General features: G+C 58.7%; 17 protein-coding genes. 13 read left to right on the top strand and 4 right to left on the bottom strand.

Annotated elements, in window-relative coordinates:
• Window positions 1-40: 40 nt before the first annotated feature.
• The 4 genes from RDA78_RS16865 to RDA78_RS16880 form a co-directional block, all read right to left on the bottom strand.
• On the bottom strand, window positions 41-1411 hold the full coding sequence (locus RDA78_RS16865) for a BCD family MFS transporter (protein ID WP_434050977.1): 1371 nt from the start codon (window positions 1409-1411) through the stop codon (window positions 41-43).
• Window positions 1412-1423: 12 nt separating this feature from the next.
• Window positions 1424-2284: a chlorophyll synthase ChlG gene (gene chlG / locus RDA78_RS16870; RefSeq protein ID WP_434050978.1), complete on the bottom strand. Its 861-nt coding sequence runs from the start codon at window positions 2282-2284 to the stop codon at window positions 1424-1426.
• A gap of 182 nt (window positions 2285-2466) precedes the next feature.
• Entirely contained in the window at window positions 2467-3903 is a 1437-nt protein-coding gene (ppsR, locus tag RDA78_RS16875) for a transcriptional regulator PpsR (protein ID WP_434050979.1), read from the bottom strand.
• Window positions 3900-4805, bottom strand: a complete 906-nt coding sequence (locus RDA78_RS16880; RefSeq protein WP_434050980.1) for a cobalamin-binding protein — start codon at window positions 4803-4805, stop codon at window positions 3900-3902. The genes ppsR and RDA78_RS16880 overlap by 4 nt, the downstream gene beginning before the upstream one ends.
• Window positions 4806-5067: 262 nt before the next feature.
• On the opposite strand from RDA78_RS16880, the gene bchF reads away from it, so the two are divergent.
• From bchF to puhE, 13 genes are read left to right on the top strand one after another with little or no spacing between them, the layout of a single operon-like run.
• Window positions 5068-5622 carry a 2-vinyl bacteriochlorophyllide hydratase gene (gene bchF / locus RDA78_RS16885; protein WP_434050981.1) on the top strand — a complete coding sequence of 185 codons (555 nt, stop codon included), beginning with the start codon at window positions 5068-5070 and terminating at the stop codon, window positions 5620-5622.
• On the top strand, window positions 5619-6926 hold the full coding sequence (locus tag RDA78_RS16890; RefSeq protein WP_434050982.1) for a ferredoxin:protochlorophyllide reductase (ATP-dependent) subunit N: 1308 nt from the start codon (window positions 5619-5621) through the stop codon (window positions 6924-6926). The genes bchF and RDA78_RS16890 overlap by 4 nt, the downstream gene beginning before the upstream one ends.
• Window positions 6917-8488 (top strand): ferredoxin:protochlorophyllide reductase (ATP-dependent) subunit B, encoded by a 1572-nt coding sequence (bchB, locus tag RDA78_RS16895; RefSeq protein WP_434050983.1) that lies wholly within the window; start codon window positions 6917-6919, stop codon window positions 8486-8488. The genes RDA78_RS16890 and bchB overlap by 10 nt, the downstream gene beginning before the upstream one ends.
• A complete protein-coding gene (locus RDA78_RS16900; RefSeq protein WP_434050984.1) occupies window positions 8463-12233 on the top strand; it encodes a magnesium chelatase subunit H in 3771 nt (1256 codons plus the stop codon). The genes bchB and RDA78_RS16900 overlap by 26 nt, the downstream gene beginning before the upstream one ends.
• Window positions 12230-13159 carry a ferredoxin:protochlorophyllide reductase (ATP-dependent) iron-sulfur ATP-binding protein gene (gene bchL / locus RDA78_RS16905; protein WP_434050985.1) on the top strand — a complete coding sequence of 310 codons (930 nt, stop codon included), beginning with the start codon at window positions 12230-12232 and terminating at the stop codon, window positions 13157-13159. Before RDA78_RS16900 ends, bchL begins: the two co-directional genes overlap by 4 nt.
• A gap of 16 nt (window positions 13160-13175) precedes the next feature.
• On the top strand, window positions 13176-13895 hold the full coding sequence (gene bchM / locus RDA78_RS16910; protein ID WP_434050986.1) for a magnesium protoporphyrin IX methyltransferase: 720 nt from the start codon (window positions 13176-13178) through the stop codon (window positions 13893-13895).
• The gene (locus tag RDA78_RS16915; protein ID WP_434056166.1) at window positions 13895-15331 is read left to right on the top strand and encodes a BCD family MFS transporter; all 1437 of its coding nucleotides are present in this window, start codon (window positions 13895-13897) and stop codon (window positions 15329-15331) included. The genes bchM and RDA78_RS16915 overlap by 1 nt, the downstream gene beginning before the upstream one ends.
• A 35-nt stretch (window positions 15332-15366) precedes the next feature.
• Window positions 15367-16152, top strand: coding sequence for a photosynthetic reaction center subunit H (gene puhA / locus RDA78_RS16920; RefSeq protein ID WP_434050987.1), 786 nt, complete (start codon window positions 15367-15369; stop codon window positions 16150-16152).
• Window positions 16149-16829 (top strand): photosynthetic complex putative assembly protein PuhB, encoded by a 681-nt coding sequence (gene puhB / locus RDA78_RS16925; RefSeq protein ID WP_434050988.1) that lies wholly within the window; start codon window positions 16149-16151, stop codon window positions 16827-16829. The genes puhA and puhB overlap by 4 nt, the downstream gene beginning before the upstream one ends.
• A 9-nt stretch (window positions 16830-16838) precedes the next feature.
• Window positions 16839-17333, top strand: a complete 495-nt coding sequence (puhC, locus tag RDA78_RS16930; RefSeq protein WP_434050989.1) for a photosynthetic complex assembly protein PuhC — start codon at window positions 16839-16841, stop codon at window positions 17331-17333.
• Entirely contained in the window at window positions 17330-17635 is a 306-nt protein-coding gene (locus tag RDA78_RS16935) for a hypothetical protein (RefSeq protein ID WP_434050990.1), read from the top strand. Before puhC ends, RDA78_RS16935 begins: the two co-directional genes overlap by 4 nt.
• A complete protein-coding gene (acsF, locus tag RDA78_RS16940; protein WP_434050991.1) occupies window positions 17632-18741 on the top strand; it encodes a magnesium-protoporphyrin IX monomethyl ester (oxidative) cyclase in 1110 nt (369 codons plus the stop codon). Before RDA78_RS16935 ends, acsF begins: the two co-directional genes overlap by 4 nt.
• A gap of 10 nt (window positions 18742-18751) precedes the next feature.
• Window positions 18752-19609 carry a putative photosynthetic complex assembly protein PuhE gene (puhE, locus tag RDA78_RS16945; RefSeq protein ID WP_434050992.1) on the top strand — a complete coding sequence of 286 codons (858 nt, stop codon included), beginning with the start codon at window positions 18752-18754 and terminating at the stop codon, window positions 19607-19609.
• The last annotated feature ends 10 nt before the right edge of the window (window positions 19610-19619 follow it).

The raw sequence follows: 19619 nt of genomic DNA on the forward strand, positions 1-19619 counted from the left end.
TGACCTCTCAGATCTGCTTCAGCAAAGGGCGGTTTCCGGTCTATTCGGCAGGAACAGCCGCCGGTGACGTGCCGCGATTGATTTCGGGTCTGTGCGCCTGTCGGACGCCGATGCGCAGTGCAACAAGCGCTGACATCAGGAAGAGCACTGCTTCCAGCGCAAATACGAGTGTGAACGCTGTTGCATCGTTGCCTGTGGACCATCGTCCCAGTGTCAAAACGATTGTGCCGCCAACGCCGCCCAGACCGAATGATACGGCCTGAGCCGCTCCCCAGACGCCCATGCGCACTCCCTCATTGGAGGTCTTACCGGCTGCTGCAAGAACCATCATCGTACCGACTGCGGCGACTGCGAATGCGCCGTTCATGAAGCCGAGAGCGAATATGTTCGCTTCCAGCGGCCAGGCCGGCGCAAAGGATGCGGAGATTGACAGGAAGGCGAGCGCAACACCGGAGCCGAGACAGCCGGAAACGATGAAAAACTTGATGAGACCGGGTTTGCGTTTCGAAAACAAACCGCCTGCAATGCCCACGAGTGCCATCCCGAAGAAGACACCACCGTGCTGGGTTCCCGACAGTTTGGTCGTTTCGCCAGGTGTCATCCCGAACAGAAGGCCTGCATAGGGCTCCAGAATGAGATCCTGTGTGGAGTAGGCGAGCATCGACATGAAGATAAACAGCGTCAGCAGACGTGCTTCCGGATCGTTCCAGACCTCCCCGATACTCTCCTTGAAACTGCCGGATTTCTTTCGATCCTGGTCGCTGATCAATGTCGGCTGCTGCTCGATCCCGGCAATGGCGAGCGCGGAAATCGACAAAACGACCAGCCCGGTTATCGCTGTCACGGCGACAAGCCGCACGTGGGTATAGGGATCCAGATTGATGCCCGTTACGATCGATGTGACGACAATTCCCGCGATCATCAGCATCCATGTAATCGTTGCCGCCGACGCGCGCCGTTCAGGCGCGGTCTTGGCTGCCATCAAGGCGAGAAGAGATGTTCCGCTTGCTCCAATGCCGATGCCGATCAGGGTGTAGGCGGCGATAGCCGCGGCAAGTCCGAGGGCGTAAGACGCTTCGAACAAAAATGTTGTTCCGGCAGCCGCCGTTCCGCTGACCGCCAACAAAGCCAGTCCGCCAAGGATCCAGCGCGTTCTTGACCGTCCGACATCCGACCGGTGTCCCCATAAAGGGCGGGACAACTGGACCGCATAATGAATGCCGACCAACAGGCCGGGGATGATCGCTGCCAGGCTCAGTTCCACGACCATGACCCGGTTAAGCGTCGAATTGGTCAGGACGACAATCGAGCCGAGTGATGCCTGAACCAGGCCAAGCCGAACGATCGCGAACCAGCTTAATCCCTGGACTTTTTGCTGTGACGCTGGGTGATGGGCGACTCGGCGAAACATCGGAATTCTCTCCTACATCACAGAAAGAGCAGGTTGCGTGAGCGTTCGCAGTCCAAAAGCTGAAATCATCATGCCGGTGACATAAAGTCCGACTCCGATCGCCGAATACCAGACGGCTAATCTGACCGGGTCTCCCACGAAACGGACCATGCAGCCGATCTGCAATGCCAGCACTATCCCGATTGCAATCGCGAAGAGTGGCAGTCCGACAAATGTCAGCAATGCACAGACACCTGCTTGCGTGGCAGCCATGATGACGCTGGCAATCGTGGCCGCTGGCCGCGCACCATGGAGAACGGGCAGGGTGTTGATGCCCATTTCCCTGTCACCCGCGATTGCTTTGAAATCGTTCAGCGTCAGGATGCCATGCGCTCCAATGCCGTAAAGCAGCGCGACAATCCAGATCGGTGCGTTCGGCGACACTCCGGTCATAACGGTTGCCGCCGTCAACCAGGGCAAGGTCTCGTAGCTGAAGCCGACGACACCGTTTCCGATCCAGCCGTTTTGTTTGAAACGCAGGGGCGGCGCGCTGTAGCCCCAGGCAAAGCATAATCCAATCAACGCGGCTGCAAAGATGAGCGTGCCGAGCATCGCGGCAACGATCATCGACAGTGCCGACATGATCAGGGCGACATAGAGCCCCCATTGGCCAGGCATGCGCCCAGAGGGAATAACGCGATCAGGTTCGTTGATGGCGTCGACATGGCGGTCGAACCAGTCGTTGACCGCCTGACTGGTTCCGCAAAGAAGCGGGCCCGCGAGCAAAACGCCGCAAAGAACGAAAAACCAGCGGTCACCGAAGTTTGCGCCAGTGGAGATCGCACCGCAGGCGTAGGCCCACATCGGCGGAAACCAGGTGATTGGCTTGAGCAAGGCAATGACAGCGCCAGATGAAGGCCAACTGTCTTGTGGTCGGTGCCGGGTCAGTTCCATGGAAAGAATGGTAGGCTTGTCGCCCAAAAGTGTCAATTAAAATTGACACTTTTGGGCAAGATTGACTCCCTGTTTGTCACAAGGGATTTACAAGCTGGATCTTTTGATCGGCTGGTTCCGGGTTATAAGCCTGGGCGGTAGTTTTCAAGTCCGTGCCTGCGGAGCTTGATGTAAAGGCTTTGCCGGGAGAGCCCGAGCATCTCGGCCGCACTGGCCCTGTTGTTGTTGGTCTGGTCGAGAGCCGCCTCGATACAGATCTTCTCAACGACGTCCAAGGACTCTCTGATCAGCTCCTTGAGAGGAACTTTGCCGACAAGGTTTGCAAAGCCTTCGGCCTGCTCCTTGGTTGCCGGGGTGCGCAATCCGACGGGCTCGGCTTTGGCCGCGTGCGGGACGATAATCAGTTGCACTGTTTCCGATTTCGGATCGCCATGAGCGGAGACGGCGACCGTTTGTTCGCCGCCAATGCTGTCATTGAGCACTGTCGAATACCCGCGCACCGTCCGCTCATCGCTCGTCCGGGCGTAAAGCACGTTCAGGTCCACAGCGGATTTGCCAATCCAGTTGCTGGCATTTCTTCCAAGAACCTGATTGAGCGTCGGGGCCTGAACGAGATCCAGAAACAGTGCGTTGGCTGAAATCAGATTGCCGTCATTGTCGGTCTGAATTGCGGCTTCGGGGAGGGCATCAAGATCAACAGCGGAAAAGCCGGGAGCGTTTTCACCCGCAGAGCGTTCCGACAGGGCCGCATCATCTTCAGACCAGAGCGTCAAGATCAGGTTGGCCGCACCGTTCTCCCGATAAGCACGCAGCTTTGCCTGTAGTTTTATCCCTCTTGCGCTCGTCAGCGCGTCAACGACAACGGTTTCGCCGCTGTGTCTTGCCTCGCCGATGGCATCTCCCAACCTGTCCCGGTCCTGTTTGTTGAACAATTCGCGCACGGGCTTGTTGATCAGGTTGCCGGAGGTGCCAGCCAGGAGGGCGATTGCGGCAGAATTGGCTTCAAGCACTGTCCTCTTTTCACCGTCAAGCATGATGTCGGCTGTTTCCGCGAGCTTGAAAGCGGTCCGGTACCTTGCCTCGGCCTGCCGTAAATCGCGGTAGTCGGCCTCCATGGCGATTTGAGCTTCCACCAGCCGCTGCTGGTCCTGCATCTGTTGCTGCATCTCGCGGCCAACGACGATGGTGAACGGCAGCCCCTTTTTCGAAAAGGACGAATAGGCGACCGGTAAGTCCGGTTTGCCCGGCGCACTGTGATTAACCTGGTATCCACGGGACGGCCGTTTCTGACCCGGCTTGAGCAGGGCGTCAATCTTGGAAACGGATTCGATCGTAACGCATTCACGCAGAGCCTTGCCCACGAAACTCTCAAGTCCGTAGGCGTCGAAATCCGGATTCTCGAAATGTGAGTGGGTAATTTTTCCGTTCGTGTCGACCAAGAAAACAATGTCGGTTCCCAGCCCTATCAGCGAAACCAGCCCTTCGGCCTCGAGTGTTTTGTGCAGTTCACCCGCGACCTCAATGCCTTGCTGTCCGCTATTAGGGGCGCGTCGGGTCATGGGTTTCGCCAATCAATCCTTCTCGTTTGCGCATCGTGTCCACTGCGGACCTTGAGCGGGATAAAATCCATTTTTTCCAAATTGTTGAAATTCTCGGCAATTTTAACCGCTGAATACGCAGTATCGCAAATGCAGTCAATCCCCATTTCCACAAGGAATTCAACCGACTCGAGCGTAGCAACTCCGCCTGCTATCATGGGTTGATTTTTGCTGGGTGCGTACAACCTGATGTCGTCGACCAACTGTCTTAGCTGTGGCCTGAGGCGCATGTTGCTCCAGCCAATACAAATTGCGTCGGCTCTGCCAACGACGCCCGCAAACTCCTGCCGTAACGACTGATCATGTGTAAGTACCTGATGTTGCCAGCCGAATGCCTGAAAAAACGCGCCAGTCAAATAGGCCATCAAGCTGTGCTGCTCGTCCTTGGGAAGCAGGATTGCAGCAAATGGGGCGGGGTGCTTGACGATGCGGTCAGCGGCCTCGATGGAGAGCGCTTGGGCGAGATCCTGCAGTCTGGCGGAGGCAATTGTGACATCAATGAAACTGGATGTGTCCTGCGACCATTCGCGGCCAAGTTTTCTTGCTACAGCCTCTGCGACGAGCACTTTGACGGATGGCGGTGAGTTTGCCGGCAGCGTGTTTTCGAGACAGGAGAGCAACTGGTCGAGCCGGTTGCCGGTATCCAGAATGAGGCGGTGGAGGCCGGTAATCGCACTTTCGTAGCGAGCGTGGTTTTCAAGGCCGACGTCCAGGTCAACAGACAATTGCTCTGCTGTCATTGCTGCCACCGGCCCTTCGATTAGGTGACGAAGCTTGTTCTTATCGCTTCTGTGCAAACGGTTTCGTGTGAGCACTTGTGTGTCACAATTGACAAAACCTTCAGTGTAGTCGTCAGCTTTCAACTGTTTGTGCTCGTCACCCGACGGGGACCCAATTGTACCGGTTATCCTCACTTTGCATCGGGCCTCCCTGACCGTTGCGGTTGGAACACGCACGCGAGCGTACCCCTCTTGCTTGCTGCAACTGCGAGCTGCCTTAGCATGACTCTCTTGAGTGTAAGTGTAAATAAAAATATACGTCATGTTTAGTTGACACTTTTGCGCCAGAGGCGTTACGCTTCCTTATCTGCCGGCCCATGATGTCTGGGTTCGCGGGGAGGAGCACATGTCGTTAAGCGAAGCAGGTAAAGCGGTCAGAGCCACGGTGCTGTATACCGAGCAGGAGCGGAAGCGGCGTGATGCGAGCGTTTGGACACTGGTTCAGGGGATACTCGCTCCGGTCCAGTTCTTCGTCTTCCTGATCAGCCTCGGATTGATCCTCTATTTCCTCGCAACGGGCAAAGGGCAGGGACCCGCCGAGATCTCTGTCGTCATCAAGACGCTCACCCTTTATGCCATCATGGTAACGGGCTCGATCTGGGAAAAGCATGTCTTTGGCTGCTATTTGTTCGCGCGGCCATTCTTTTGGGAAGATGTCTTTTCGATCCTCGTGCTCGCGCTGCACACAGCCTATCTGGTGGCGCTCTTTACCAACAGTCTCGCACCAGCACCTTTGATGTGGCTCGCGCTTGCCGCCTATGCGACCTACATCGTCAACGCAGGTCAGTTTGTCTGGAAGTTACGACTGGCCCGGCTGGACCAGGCCTCGCGAGAGGCAGCCGAGGTGCGCGACAACTCCTCCGCGCCAGGCAGTCTGCAAGTTGCGGGGTCGGTCCGATGAACCAGCCCTTCAGACCTGGATGCGACCGACGTCCGCCCATTCGAGAACGCGGGCAACACGAGGTCTTCTGCGGGCTGACGTCGATCATCTGGCTGCACCGCAAGGTTCAGGATGCGTTCTTCCTGATTGTGGGCTCCAGGACCTGCGCCCACCTGATGCAGTCGGCTGCCGGCGTGATGATCTTTTCGGAGCCACGCTTCGCCACCGCGATCATGGAAGAGCGGGACCTGGCCGGTATGGCCGATATGCACGATGAACTTGACGGCGTTGTCGAAAAGTTGCTGGCACGGCGACCTGATATCAAAATGCTCGTCCTGGTCGGGTCCTGTCCGTCGGAAGTGATCAAGTTCGACCTTGGCAAGGCCGCCGAACGTCTCAATCGAGTTTATGCGCCGCAACACCGGGTAATCTGCTATTCCGGCAGCGGAATCGAAACCACATTCACCCAGGGCGAAGACAATTTCCTGGCTGCTCTCGTTCGTGATGCGCCCGCCTCCGGCGCGCGGACAGACGAAGCTCCGCTCGTTGTCGCCGGTTGTCTGCCCGATGTTGTCGAAGACCAGTTTCAGCGCCTTTTCAGGGCTCTTGGCATCGAGCATGTCCATTTTCTGCCCGGTCGGACGAGCGGTGAGATGCCGTATATCGGTGCGTCCACGCGATACGTGCTGGCGCAGCCCTATCTTGGGGCGACCGCGAACGCACTGGAATCGCGCGGGGCGCACAGGATCAATTCCATTTTCCCGGTCGGGGAAGAGGGGACGACCTGTTGGCTGAAAGCCATTGCGAATGCCTTTGGTGTTAGTGATGAGCATTTCGAGTCGGTTGTCGCAGCGCCGCGCAAGCGCGCGCTTTCGGCTCTGGATCACTATCGGCACTTGTTGTGCGGCAAACGTATCTTCCTGTTTCCCGACAGTCAGCTCGAACCTTCGCTGGCCCGGTTTCTGTGCCGCGAAATCGGCGCGGAGATTGTCGAGGTTGGCAGCCCGTACCTGCATCGAGACCATGTTGCGGGCGAGCTTGCGCTGCTGCCGCCGGGCGTTGCTGTTTCTGAAGGACAGGATGTCGACCTGCAGATCGACCGCTGCCGCGCAGCTGACCCTGACCTGATCGTTTGCGGTATGGGGCTCGCCAATCCCTTCGAGGCGGAGGGCCGGCTCACAAAGTGGTCGATCGAGTTCGCGTTCACGCCGATCCAGGGATATGAGCAGGCCGGCGATCTGGCCGAACTCTTTGCCCGGCCGCTGATACGCAGGAACGTCCTGGATGGCGAAACTGCGAGACAGGAGGGCGCGTCGTGCAGTTGAGCATGTGGACCTATGAAGGCCCGCCGCATGTCGGTGCGATGCGCATTGCAGCCTCCATGGAGGGGTTGCACTACGTCCTGCACGCGCCCCAGGGCGACACCTATGCCGATCTTCTGTTCACGATGATCGAGCGCCGGAAATCACGGCCGCCGGTCACCTACACGACGTTCCAGGCGCGCGATCTGGGAGCGTCTACGGCAGACGTCTTCAAGTCGGCCTGCCATGATGCGGTGGAAAGGTTCAAACCGGAGGCGCTTCTGGTCGGCGCATCTTGTACCGCCGAGCTTCTGCAAGATGATCCGGGGGGCCTTGCCAGAACGCTGGGTCTGGATATCCCGGTCGTGCCGCTCGAGCTGCCGTCCTACCAGAAGAAGGAAAACTGGGGTGCGTCAGAAACCTTCTACCGCCTGGTACGCGCGTTTGCCGGCAAGTCGCAACGGCCCAAAAACATTGCGCCAAACAGCTGCAACATTCTTGGAACCACGTCGCTGGGCTTCCGCAACCGGGATGATGTTTGCGAGATCACGCGTTTGCTGAGCGAAAACGGCCTTGATGTCCGGCTTGTCGCTCCGCTTGGAGCGCGGCCCGCGGATCTGGCGCATTTGCCGGACGCTGCCTTCAATATCGTTCTTTATCCCGAAATTGCCGAGACAGCGGCGCGCTGGCTTCAGAAAGCGCACGGCATGCCGTTCGTTTCTACCGTACCGATCGGTGTCGAGGCAACACGGCGTTTCATCAGCGAAGCGCGCGCGTTAGCGGGTCTGGATGACATGCCACTTGAGGGTTTCGAGGCGGACCGGTTGAGCTGGTACTCAAAGTCGATCGACAGCAATTATCTTACCGGCAAACGCGTCTTCATCTTTGGCGATGCCACACATGCCATTGCAGCGGCTCGGATCGCCAGCAGCGAACTGGGTTTCAAGGTCTGCGGTCTTGGAACCTACATGCGCGAATTTGCCCGCGATGTCAGATCGGCAGCGCGTGAATATGAGGTCGAGCCCCTGATCACAGACGATCATCTTGAAGTGGAAGAGGCAATCATCGAGGCCCGTCCCGAACTGGTGCTCGGGACCCAGATGGAACGGCATATTGCCAAGCGGTTGCGTGTTCCGTGCGCGGTGATTTCGGCACCGGTGCATGTCCAGGACTTTCCTGCACGCTATTCGCCCCAGATGGGCCTTGAAGGGGCAAATGTCATTTTCGACAGCTGGGTACACCCGTTGATGATGGGTCTGGAGGAACACCTCCTGTCGATGTTCCGTGCTGATTTTGAATTCAACGACGGTGCGACAGCGTCGCATCTTCACGCGCACAGTCCTGCAACCGGCGAGGTTCGGGCAGGGCATGAGGTTCGTGAAACCGGAGCGGTTGCCGAAGCGGCGATCAACGTTCCTGACATGTCATCGCTGTGGACGGACGAGGCCGAACGCGAGCTGAAAAAAGTGCCTTTCTTCGTGCGTGGCAAAGCCCGCCGCAATACAGAATCTTTCGCCGCTGATAACGGCATTCACCCGATAACCGTGGAGACGTTGTACGATGCGAAAGCCCATTTCGCCCGATAGCGGCCACTCCATTCGGGTGGTTTTCGTCACATTGGACAATCATGTCGTCGCTGCCGTTGACGATGCGCGCGCACGTTTGAACAAAGAGCTTCCGGGTCTCTCGTTTACTGTTCATGCCGCAACCGACTGGGCTGACAATCCCGAAAGCCTGGCCACGTGCCGCGAGGCGATCCGAACCGGCGACATCATCATCGTCTCGATGATTTTCGTCGAGGAACACGTCAAGGCAATCGCCGATGTCCTTGAGGAGCGCCATCTTCACTGCGACGCCATGGTCTGCTGCATGTCCGCCGGTACAATCATGAAGTATACGGCGATGGGCCGGTTCCGCATGAGCGGCGAACAGAAAGGCCCGCTCGCGCTTCTCAAGAAACTGCGCGGCAGCAGCTCCCGTGGTGGCAAGGAAAGCGGTCGCACAGCGGGAGAGCGCCAACTCGCCATGCTGCGGCGCTTGCCGAAGCTTCTGAAGTTTATTCCGGGGACCGCACAGGACGTCCGCAATTACTTTCTGACATTGCAATACCGGATCGCGGCTTCAGATGAAAACATTGCGAACATGGTGCGCCTGCTTGTCAGCAAATACGCGTCCGGCGAGCGCAAGCCGTTGCGGTCGTCCATGTCCGCAAAATCACCTGAAGAGTATCCGGACATGGGCCTTTATCACCCAAGGTCGACACCAAGGGTGATCACGCAGCAGGAAGATCTGGCGAAGGTCAGTGGAGCGGGCGGCACCATCGGTCTGCTTTTGCTGCGCACCTACATCCTCTCCGGTGATACCGGACACTATGACGGCGTGATTGCGGCACTGGAGGCGCGCGGGTTTAACGTGGTTCCGGTGTTCTGCTCGGGGCTCGATATGCGCTCTGCGATTGAGCAATATATGACCGATGGCAACGGGAATTCGACCGTTGACGTCTTGTGCTCCCTGACCGGTTTCTCGCTTGTCGGTGGTCCGGCCTATAGCGATGCCGCTGCAGCTGCGGAAACGCTTCAAAAGCTCAATGTTCCCTATCTCTCGGCTTGCGTTACCGAATTCCAGACGCGAGATGGCTGGCAGGCGTCAACGCAAGGGCTGACCCCGATCGAAACCACACTGATGGTTGCCATTCCGGAGCTCGACGGTGCCGTCGGTTCGATGGTCATCGGCGGACGCAGTACCTCGGTCGAAACCTTCGATAGCTGCATTTGTGCGCGCCAGTTGGGAACCTGTCCCTCAGGTCGGGCTTGCATGCGGCCCGACGACGAACGTGTTGGTCTTTTGGCAGATCGAATTGCAGCAATGACGCAGCTGCGCCGGACGCCGCGTGCGAAACGCAAGATCGCCGCGACGCTATTCAACTATCCGCCAAATGGCGGCAATATAGGCACCGCAGCTTTTCTTGCTGTTTTCGAGAGCCTGCTTGAGACCATGAAAAGGCTGAAGGCGGAAGGCTACGATGTCGAGGTTCCGTCAGATGCCGAGACGCTTAAGGACATGCTGCTCAGCGGCAATTCCGATCGCTTTGGAACGGAAGCGAATGTGCACGCGACGGTCAGCGCGGACGATCATGTCCGCCAGGAACAGTTTCTTGCCGATATCGAGGACCAGTGGGGACCTGCACCGGGGCGCATCCTCAGCAATGGCCGCGGCATTCATATTCTCGGCCGTCAGTTCGGCAACCTATTGATCGCACTGCAACCGCCCTTCGGCTACGAGGGCGACCCGATGCGTCTTCTGTTTGAAGGTGGCTTTGCCCCGAACCATGCCTTTGCCGCCTACTACACCTATCTGCGCGAGACATTCGGCGCGGACGCTGTTCTTCACTTTGGAACCCACGGCGCGCTGGAATTCATGCCCGGGAAGCACACCGGTCTGTCCGGTTCCTGCTGGCCCGACCGCTTGCTTGGCAGGCTGCCGAATTTCTATTTCTATGCGTCGAACAATCCGTCGGAAGGGTCAATCGCCAAACGCCGCTCAGCAGCTACGCTGATTTCCTACCTGACACCGTCAATCACCGAAGCCGGTCTCTACAAGGAGCTGCACAGTCTCAAGGCGAGCCTCGATCAGTACCGCTCGACAGCGCCGGAAGCGCAGGCCGAGCGTGAGCGGCTGCTGGAGGTCATCCGGGTCCAGGCTGAAGAACTTGATCTCGGCGGCGATGCAGCCGGCCTCTCAACCGAGTCCTTCATCCAGCACCTCGTGAACGCGATTACCGAAACCGAATATGCGCTCATCCCGCATGGATTGCATGTCGCCGGGCGCGGCATGGAACAAAGTGAACGTGCCGAAACGCTCGCCCATATCGCCGCTGCGATGCCGGACAATGAACGCATCGGCGAAGCGTCCGGGATCTGCCGGATGATCGTTGCAGACGATGATGCAGTTTTGCAGGAGGCCGTCGCAGATCTTGACGATCAGGCGCGTGAAACCGTCCGGCATCTCAAGGCGATCAACGACAACCTCAAATCCAACGAAGAGCTTGATGGCCTCGTGCGTGCGCTCGATGCCAGGTTTGTGCCGCCGGCGCCTTCCGGTGATCTGTTGCGCACGCCTGACCTGCTTCCAACGGGGCGGAACCTGCACGGGTTTGATCCTTTTGGAATTCCGAGCAAATTCGCGTTGGAAGACGGCGCGCGGCAGGCAGCTCGCATCTTGGATCGGCACCTTAAGAGCGATGGACAGCTACCTGAAACAATTGCGATTGTTTTATGGGGAACCGACAACCTGAAAACCGGCGGTGCACCGCTCGCTCAGGCCATGGCGCTCATGGGTGCGCGGCCTCGACTGGACGCCTATAATAGGGTCTGCGGCGCGGAACTGATCCCACTTGAGGACTTGAACCGCCCGCGCATCGACGCAGTCATGACGCTTTCCGGCATTTTCCGCGACCTGCTTCCGATCCAGGCAAGCATGCTGGCCGAGGCAAGCTACCTTGCAGCAACCGCAGATGAGCCTTCCGATCATAACTTCATCCGCAAGCATGCACTCGCCTATTGCGAGGCCAACGGTTGCGATCTGGAAGCTGCCGCTTTTCGCGTCTTTTCCAATGCGGACGGTGCCTATGGCTCGAATGTCAACATGCTGATTGGGTCTTCAGCCTGGACAGATGACGAGGAAATTGCCGAGACCTACACCAGTCGGAAAAGCTTCGCGATCAGCCGAAAGGGCAAAACCAGCCGGCAGTCGGAACTGCTGGATGCCATTCTTGGTGACGTCGACATGGCCTACCAGAACCTGGAATCCGTCGAAATCGGTGTAACGACCATTGAACAGTATTTCGACACGCTGGGGGGACTGTCCAAGGCGGTTTCCAAGGCCAGGGGCGGTGCCGAAATTCCGGTCTATATCTCTGACCAGACACAAGGGGACGCCAAGGTCAGGACCTTGGGCGAACAGGTGGCTCTGGAAACCCGGACCCGGACCCTCAACCCGAAATGGTTCGAGGGCATGCTTCGGCATGGCTACGAAGGTGTGCGCCACATCGAGGCCAACGTGACCAACACACTGGGGTGGTCGGCAACGACCGGCGGTGTCGATCCCTGGGTCTATCAGAAAATAACCGAAACCTACGTTCTTGACGAAGAAATGCGCCGGCGCCTTGCGGATTTGAACCCGGCTTCGGCGGCACGCGTCGCCTCACGGCTGATGGAAGCGCATGAGCGCAACTACTGGCAACCGGATGCCGAGACGCTCGAGGCATTGCAGCGGGCCGGCGAGGAACTGGAAGACCGGCTGGAAGGCCTGGTGACGGAGGCTGCCGAATGAACATCTACACCCATCCAAAGACTGCCGAGATCGAGGCGCGCCAAGCCAAAAAGCTGCGCGAAAGGGCAGATGGCGATGGCAGCGTACAGGTGCATCTTGATCCGACGATGGAAATTGACGGGGCCAAGGTCTTTGCGATTTACGGTAAGGGCGGGATCGGCAAATCGACGACGTCATCGAACCTGTCCGTCGCTTTTTCCAAGATCGGCAAGCGGGTTCTTCAAATCGGGTGCGATCCGAAACACGACAGCACCTTCACACTGACGAAAAGTCTGATCCCGACCGTTATCGACATCCTCGAGCAGGTCGACTTCCATACCGAGGAATTGCGCCCCGAGGACTACATGGTGGAAGGCTATAACGGCGTGCAGTGCATAGAGGCCGGCGGGCCGCCTGCCGGGACCGGTTGCGGTGGCTATGTGGTCGGGCAGACCGTCAAGCTTTTGAAAGAACATCACCTTCTGGACGACACCGACGTGGTGATCTTCGACGTACTTGGCGACGTGGTTTGCGGCGGTTTTGCATCGCCGTTGCAGCATGCCGAGCGGGCTGTCGTTGTGGCTGCCAATGATTTCGATTCCATCTTTGCCATGAACCGCATCGTCGCGGCGATCAAGGCGAAGGCGAAGAACTACGAGGTGCGCCTCGGCGGCGTCATCGCCAACCGGTCCCGCGAAACCGATCAGATCGATCGCTACAACGAGACCGTCGGGCTCAAACGTCTGGCGCATGTGCCCGATTCCGATCACGTCCGCCTGAGCCGGTTGAAGAAAAGCACGCTTTTCGAAATGGGCGACGCTCGAGAAATTGCCGCCATCCAGAGCGAATACATCCAGCTTGCCGAACAGCTATGGGCAGGTACGGAGGCCTTGAACGCAGAACCCATGAAAGACCGGGAGATCTTCGAATTTCTCGGCTTCGAGTGAGAGGGCTGAAACGGCGATGACTCAGGCCAACTACCTGCAGCGGATCGGTGAGATCGAACACTATTTCGATCGTACCGCGCTGGACGCCTGGAAGAAGTTGACGGGGGATCAGCCGGTCAGCGGTATTCGCGCAACCGTCCGGCAGGGCCGGGAAGACATGCGCAACACGCTTGCCGGATGGCTGCCGCAGGATCTGACGGGCTGGCGCATTCTGGATGCCGGTTGCGGGTCCGGGGTGTTGTCGCTCGAACTGATGGCCCGCGGTGCGGACGTCGTTGGCATCGATCTGTCCGCCCGCATGATTTCCTATGCCCGCCAGCGGGTGGCGGACCTGCGTACAGCCGGCAGCCTGTCCCAGGCAGGCTCGGTCGAATTCCGAAGCGGTGACATGCTTGACCTGACGCTCGGAACCTTCGACGCCGTTGTCGCCATGGATGTCCTGATCCACTACGCGCCGGAAGACGCCAAACGGGTCCTGGAAAGTCTGGCGATCCGTACCCGAAACAGTCTGCTTTTCACCCTCGCACCCAGCTCCCATCTGCTGCGGGCCATGCTCATGGTCGGAAAGGCGTTCCCGAGAGGGGACAGGGCACCTGCCATTTATCCGACCCATCCTGAACGGCTTGTGCACCAACTCGTCCAGCAACCCCATATGACCGGCTGGCACGCAGGGCGCACTCATCGGATCTCCGTCGGGTTCTACACCTCTCAAGCGATGGAGGTGGTCCGCTCGTGATGCTGAACACCGCAAACAGAAAGATGATCGCGCTCTGGCAGAAGGCCGGAACGCGATTCATGCCGTTTGCGGATGCGGCCTCGGAAGACGTGCCTCTTTCCCGCCTTCTGCGCCTCGCTCTGTTCCAGGTTTCGGCGGGCTGTGTGCTTGTTCTTCTGACCGGTACGTTGAACAGGGTTCTGATCGTCGAACTCGGGGTATCGGTTGCACTTGTCTCCGCCGTTGTCGCAATACCCGTGCTCGCTGCCCCGCTGCGCCTTTTGATCGGATACCGCTCCGACACCTACAAATCAGTGCTCGGCTGGAGGCGTGTTCCCTATATCTGGTTCGGCAGCCTGCTGCAGTTCGGCGGTCTTGCCATCATGCCTTTCGTGCTGCTGCTTCTGCACACTCAGACCGTCGGTCCCAGCTGGGCCGGACCAGCCGGCGCGGCATTGGCGTTTCTTCTGACCGGGTTCGGGCTTCACACGGCCCAGACAGCGGGTCTGGCACTTGCAACAGATATAGTGCCGTCCGAGAAACGGCCCCGCGTCGTCGCGCTGCTCTATGTCATGCTGCTTGTCGGAATGATCCTGGCCTCGGTCTTCTACAGCATTTTCCTGGTCGACTTCTCGCACAAGCAGCTCATTCAGGTCATTCAGGGAACGGCTCTGTTGACCCTTGTGATCAATGTCATCGCGATCTGGAAGCAGGAAGCACGGGACCCGAGCCGCACCGCGGCCGACAGGAAACTGGTCGGGTTCTTCGAAGCTCTGTCAGATTACCGCGCGCACCCCGGTACGATGCGGTTGTTGCTGGCCGTGGCGCTCGGATCTGCAGCCTTCTCCATGCAGGACATCCTGCTCGAACCGTACGGCGGTGAGATCCTTGGTATGAGCGTTGCGCAGACGACGCTGCTGACGGGCCTCTGGGCCGCCGGAACCATGTCCGGTTTTGCCTGGGCCGCCTACAGCCTGAATCATGGCGCGCACATGTACCGCGTGGCTGCCCGCGGACTGCTTATCGGAATAGGCGCTTTTTCGGCCATCATCCTCGCTGCTCCGCTTGGCATGGACGCGCTGTTCTTTGCAGGCGCAGCGGGGGTCGGGCTCGGCGGCGGGCTGTTCGCCGTCTGCACGATGCTGGCTGCAATGGGAATTTGCAAGACGTCCGACAGCGGCATTCTTGTCGGGGCCTGGAGCGCAGTTCAGGCAACGGCGATCGGTGTCAGTCTGCTTTTGGGCGGGGTTATAAAGAACGTCGTTAATACGCTTGCGTTCGAAGGCGTGCTCGGTCCGGCGATGAACACCGCCGGCACGGGATATCTCTTTGTCTATCACCTTGAAATCGGGCTTCTTTTTCTGTGCCTGGCGGTTCTTGGGCCTCTGACTGGCCTTCGCTACAGGCAAACCCAGGAAAACGACACGCGATTTGGATTGGCCGAATTGCCGGGTTGAGCCCGCACGGCCGAGAACTGAATGGAGGAATTGACATGACCGGTTCCCTCGGCGGCAGCCTGGATGTCGCGCAAGTGGTGCTTTACGCGTTCTGGATCTTCTTTGCAGGTTTGATCTGGTACATCCGCCAGGAAGACCGTCGCGAAGGCTATCCGCTGGAAGACGATGTCACCGGTAAGTACAGCAAGGATCCCTGGCTGTTCGTGCCGGACAAAAAGACCTTTGTTCTGCCGCATGGACAAGGCGTCAAGAAGGTCCCGGATCTGAAGCGGGATGAGCGCCCCCTCAACGCCAAGCGAACAGCGAAGGGGCCCGGTTACCCGCTCGTGCCAGAGGGTAACCCGCTCCTTGCCGGTGTTGGTCCCGGCTCTTGGGCCGAGCGTTCCGATACGCCCGATCTGACCGCCCATGGCGATGCGCGGATCGTTCCGATGCGCACGGCGGAAGGTTTCGATATCGCAGAGGGCGAGACGAACCCGATCGGGCTGACGGTGATCGGCTGCGACGGCAAGGCTGCCGGCGCGGTCAAGGATGTCTGGGTTGATCGCGCGGAACACCTGATCCGCTATTACGAGATCGAGGTTGAAGGCGGGTCGGCCAGCACACTGTTGCCGAACAATTTTGTCGTGATCAAGGGCGGCAATGCCCGGGGCAGGGCACCGCATCTTTATGTCCATGCGATTACGTCCGGACAATTCGCGGACGTTCCGGTGAGGGCCAAGGACGAAACGGTGACGCTGCTCGAGGAAGACAAGATTGCCGCCTATTTCGGTGCGGGCCTTCTCTACGCGCTGCGTGACCGTCAGGAGGCCTTCCTGTGAAACAGTTTGTCACCCGGGAACATGAACTTGAGCCCGTACCGGGGTTGCCGGGAACCCTTCCGGAGGGCGAGCACATGCTCTGGCAGGGCCGCCCGTCAGCGCGCCTTGTGGCGAGGCACGTTCTCAAGAACCGCTGGATTGCAGGCTATTTTCTACTGTTGGCCGTTTGGGCTGTCATTGGCGGTTTCTACGACGGCAGGCCCCTCGCTGGGATCGTCTTTTCCGTTGCAGTCCTCACGGCACTGGCGGCCATCGTGATCGGCATGCTCGAACTGTTTGCTTGGGGGGTGCACAAGACAACGCTTTACACGATCACATCAAGCCGGGTTGTGCTCCGGTTCGGTGTGGCTTTCTCAATTACGCTCAATCTGCCGTTCAAGCAGATCGGCGCGCTCGCATTGGCTGACCAGGGCAACGGTGCGGGCAATGTGGCGATCCAGCTTTTACCCGGGCATCGCTTGTCCTGGCTGGTCCAGTGGCCGCATGTGCGCGGCTGGCGGTTTGCCAATGTCGAACCCAGCCTGATCTGCCTGACAGACGCAAAGAAAGCCTCCGATGTTCTTGCGCTGGCCCTCAGCCAGCATGCCTCCGTGCACTCAGGACACGCGCGGTTGACACAAGTCGGTTCCGGCGAGGGCGCGCACCCCGGACCGCCAGCCGTGGAAGCAGCGGAGTAGGAGAGGGAAATGGGATCGGTATCGCACCTTGGATATTTCGGTGAGCGCAAAGGCAAATGCACCAACACGTTTCCAAAGGGCGTTCTGCTGGGCGCTGTGGCGCTGCTGGTCTTCGCAGCAGGAGCCATCGTGTTCGGCCAGACAACCGGTATCGGCGTCATCAAGCATCGCGCCGGGTCACCCGTCGCAATCCGCGACGTAACGATTACCCGGACCGCGGACGATAGCGTGATGGTCAAGGACGCACGTAGCGGTGCGCTGATCGCTGCTTATGAAAAAGACAAGGGTGGTTTTGTGCGTGGCTCGCTGCGGGCGTTCGAGCGCATGCGCATGGTTGCCCAGGTCTCGGAGACCGCACCCTACCGGATCATCAAATGGGAGGCGGGGACTGTCAGTCTGTCAGACACGGCAACTGGCGAACGTATCTACCTGGAGGCTTTCGGCAAGGACAATGCCGCGGCCTTCGAGGTGCTGCTTGGTCAAAGGAGAGGAGCAAGCCAATGAACCCGATATTTGCATTCTTGCGATGGAAGGAAAACGTCGACTGCACAGTTGAGATCAACAACACGTTTGATCAACTAGGTGCACATGTCCGCTTTGACAACGGCGTTGTCGTGCACCCGGGAGACGAGGTCTTTGTGCATGGATCTCCGATTTCCATCCCCTATGGCGAAAGCGAGAGCTTCCGCCGCAAGGCGACCATCCGGCGTGCCAGTGCGCTGGAACGGGCCTGGACCCGTGCGACGGGCGATTTCGAATTCATGGAACTGTGCGAATTCAGCTTCACGGAAAGGGCATTGTCATGAACAAGACCGTATCGCCAAAGGAGCTGGCCGCCAACGAACCGACGCTTGAAAAGCGCGCGGCTGCCCAGAACGACACGACACGCAGCGCCATGGTGTCCACCATGCTGACACCGCGTTTCTACACAACCGACTTCGATGAGATGGACAAGATCGACGTCGAGCCGGTGCGCGAGGAGTGGGTTGCGCTCATTTCCCAGATGCGCAGCGATCCGAACCGGGGCCACTTCAAACGGAACGAGGAGTGGGAAGACATCGACATTGATGCTCTTCCGGATGATCTGCGCGAAGAGCTGATCGACTTTCTTGTGTCGTCGCTGACGTCGGAGTTTTCAGGCTGCGTTCTCTACAAGGAGATGAAGCGGCGGGGCAAAAACAAGGAGATTTGCGAACTCTTCGGCTACATGAGCCGCGACGAGTCCCGTCACGCGGGGTTCATCAATGATGCCCTGAAGGATTTCGGCATCGGTGTGAATATGGGCTTTCTCGCCAAGGCCAAAAAGTACACCTACTTCAAACCGAAGTTCATCTACTATGCGACTTATCTTTCCGAAAAGATCGGCTATGCGCGTTACATCACCATCTACCGGCACTTGGAGCAGCATCCGGATAAACGCTTCCACCCGATCTTCAAGTGGTTCAAGCAATGGTGCAACGACGAGTTCTCCCACGGAGAGGCCTTTTCGCTGATCATCAGGTCGGACAGGCGGTTGCTTGAGGGCCGGAACAAGCTCTGGATCAAATTCTTCCTGCTTGCGGTGTTTGCGACCATGTATGTGCGCGACCACATGAGGCCGGCCTTTCACGAAGCGCTGGGCGTGGATATCGACGACTACGACATGAAGGTCTTCCGCCTGACATCGGAAATTTCCAGGCAGTGTTTTCCGCTCGTATTGGATCTCGATAATCCGGTGCTGGTCGAAGGATTCCGGCGCATGGAACGCATCAACCGGAAACTGCAGGCCGCTACCGAAAGAGGCGGGGTAACCGGCGCTGCCGGGAAGGCCTGGTGGGGCGCGGCCGTCGGGCTGAATTTCCTGCGCATGTACATGATACCGGCGAAACAGAACGACCTGCCGGATACCTCCCGGCTGCAGCCGGTCTGGTAAGGATGCCGCGATGAACCTTGCGAACCCGGTCACGGCAATTCTGGTAGCCATCGGCGTCTGGTGGCTGTCGACCGGGCTTGTCCTGGCGATGGTTCACTGGTCGACAAAACGGAAGCTTGAACCCTGGCAGTTGCTGCCGATGGTTACCGTTTTCGGCGTTGCCGGGTTTCTGCTCATGCTTTATGGCAGCCGGAACCTGACACCACTGGGATCTTACGCTGGGTTTTTCGGTGCCCTGCTTGTCTGGGCCTGGCACGAAACCACATTCCTGACCGGCATGGTCACAGGCCGCCGGAAGGAGGAATGCCCGCCTGGCCTAGCGGGTTTTGACCGTTTCAAGGCGGCCTGGAAGGCGGTTTGCGACCACGAAATCGCCATCCTCGTGACGGGCGTCTTCCTCTGGGCGACGCTGTCGGGCGAAGATAACCTGTTCGGGCTCGCCACATTCGGCCTTTTGTGGGGTATGCGCATCTCGTCAAAGGTCCTGATCTTTCTGGGCGCGCGACATGCGGTCAGCGGCCTGATGCCGCCGGCGATCCTGCACCTGCGCAGCTATTTCAACACGGGCAGGACCACGCGGTTGTTTCCGGTGCTCCTGGCGATAGCAACCGGTCTGTTTGCGACGCTGGTGGTGGGCGCCGCCCAGGCCAATCTCGACTATTCGATTGTCGGCCATATTCTGCTCGCAACCTTTATGGCGCTGGCAATCTTCGAGCATCTCATTCTGGTTTTGCCTTTATCGGATACGGCGCTTTGGCGCTGGGCGGTGCCAAAGGCAGTACCGGCCGAGGCCGTTTCAACAAATGCAACACAGTCAAACCTGTCATCCGTACACGTGGCGGCCAAGAGCCGCGCCGATGCGCAATGACCGGACCGTT

This window comes from Roseibium sp. (assembly GCF_051016195.1).
Taxonomy (GTDB): Bacteria; Pseudomonadota; Alphaproteobacteria; order Rhizobiales; family Stappiaceae; genus Roseibium.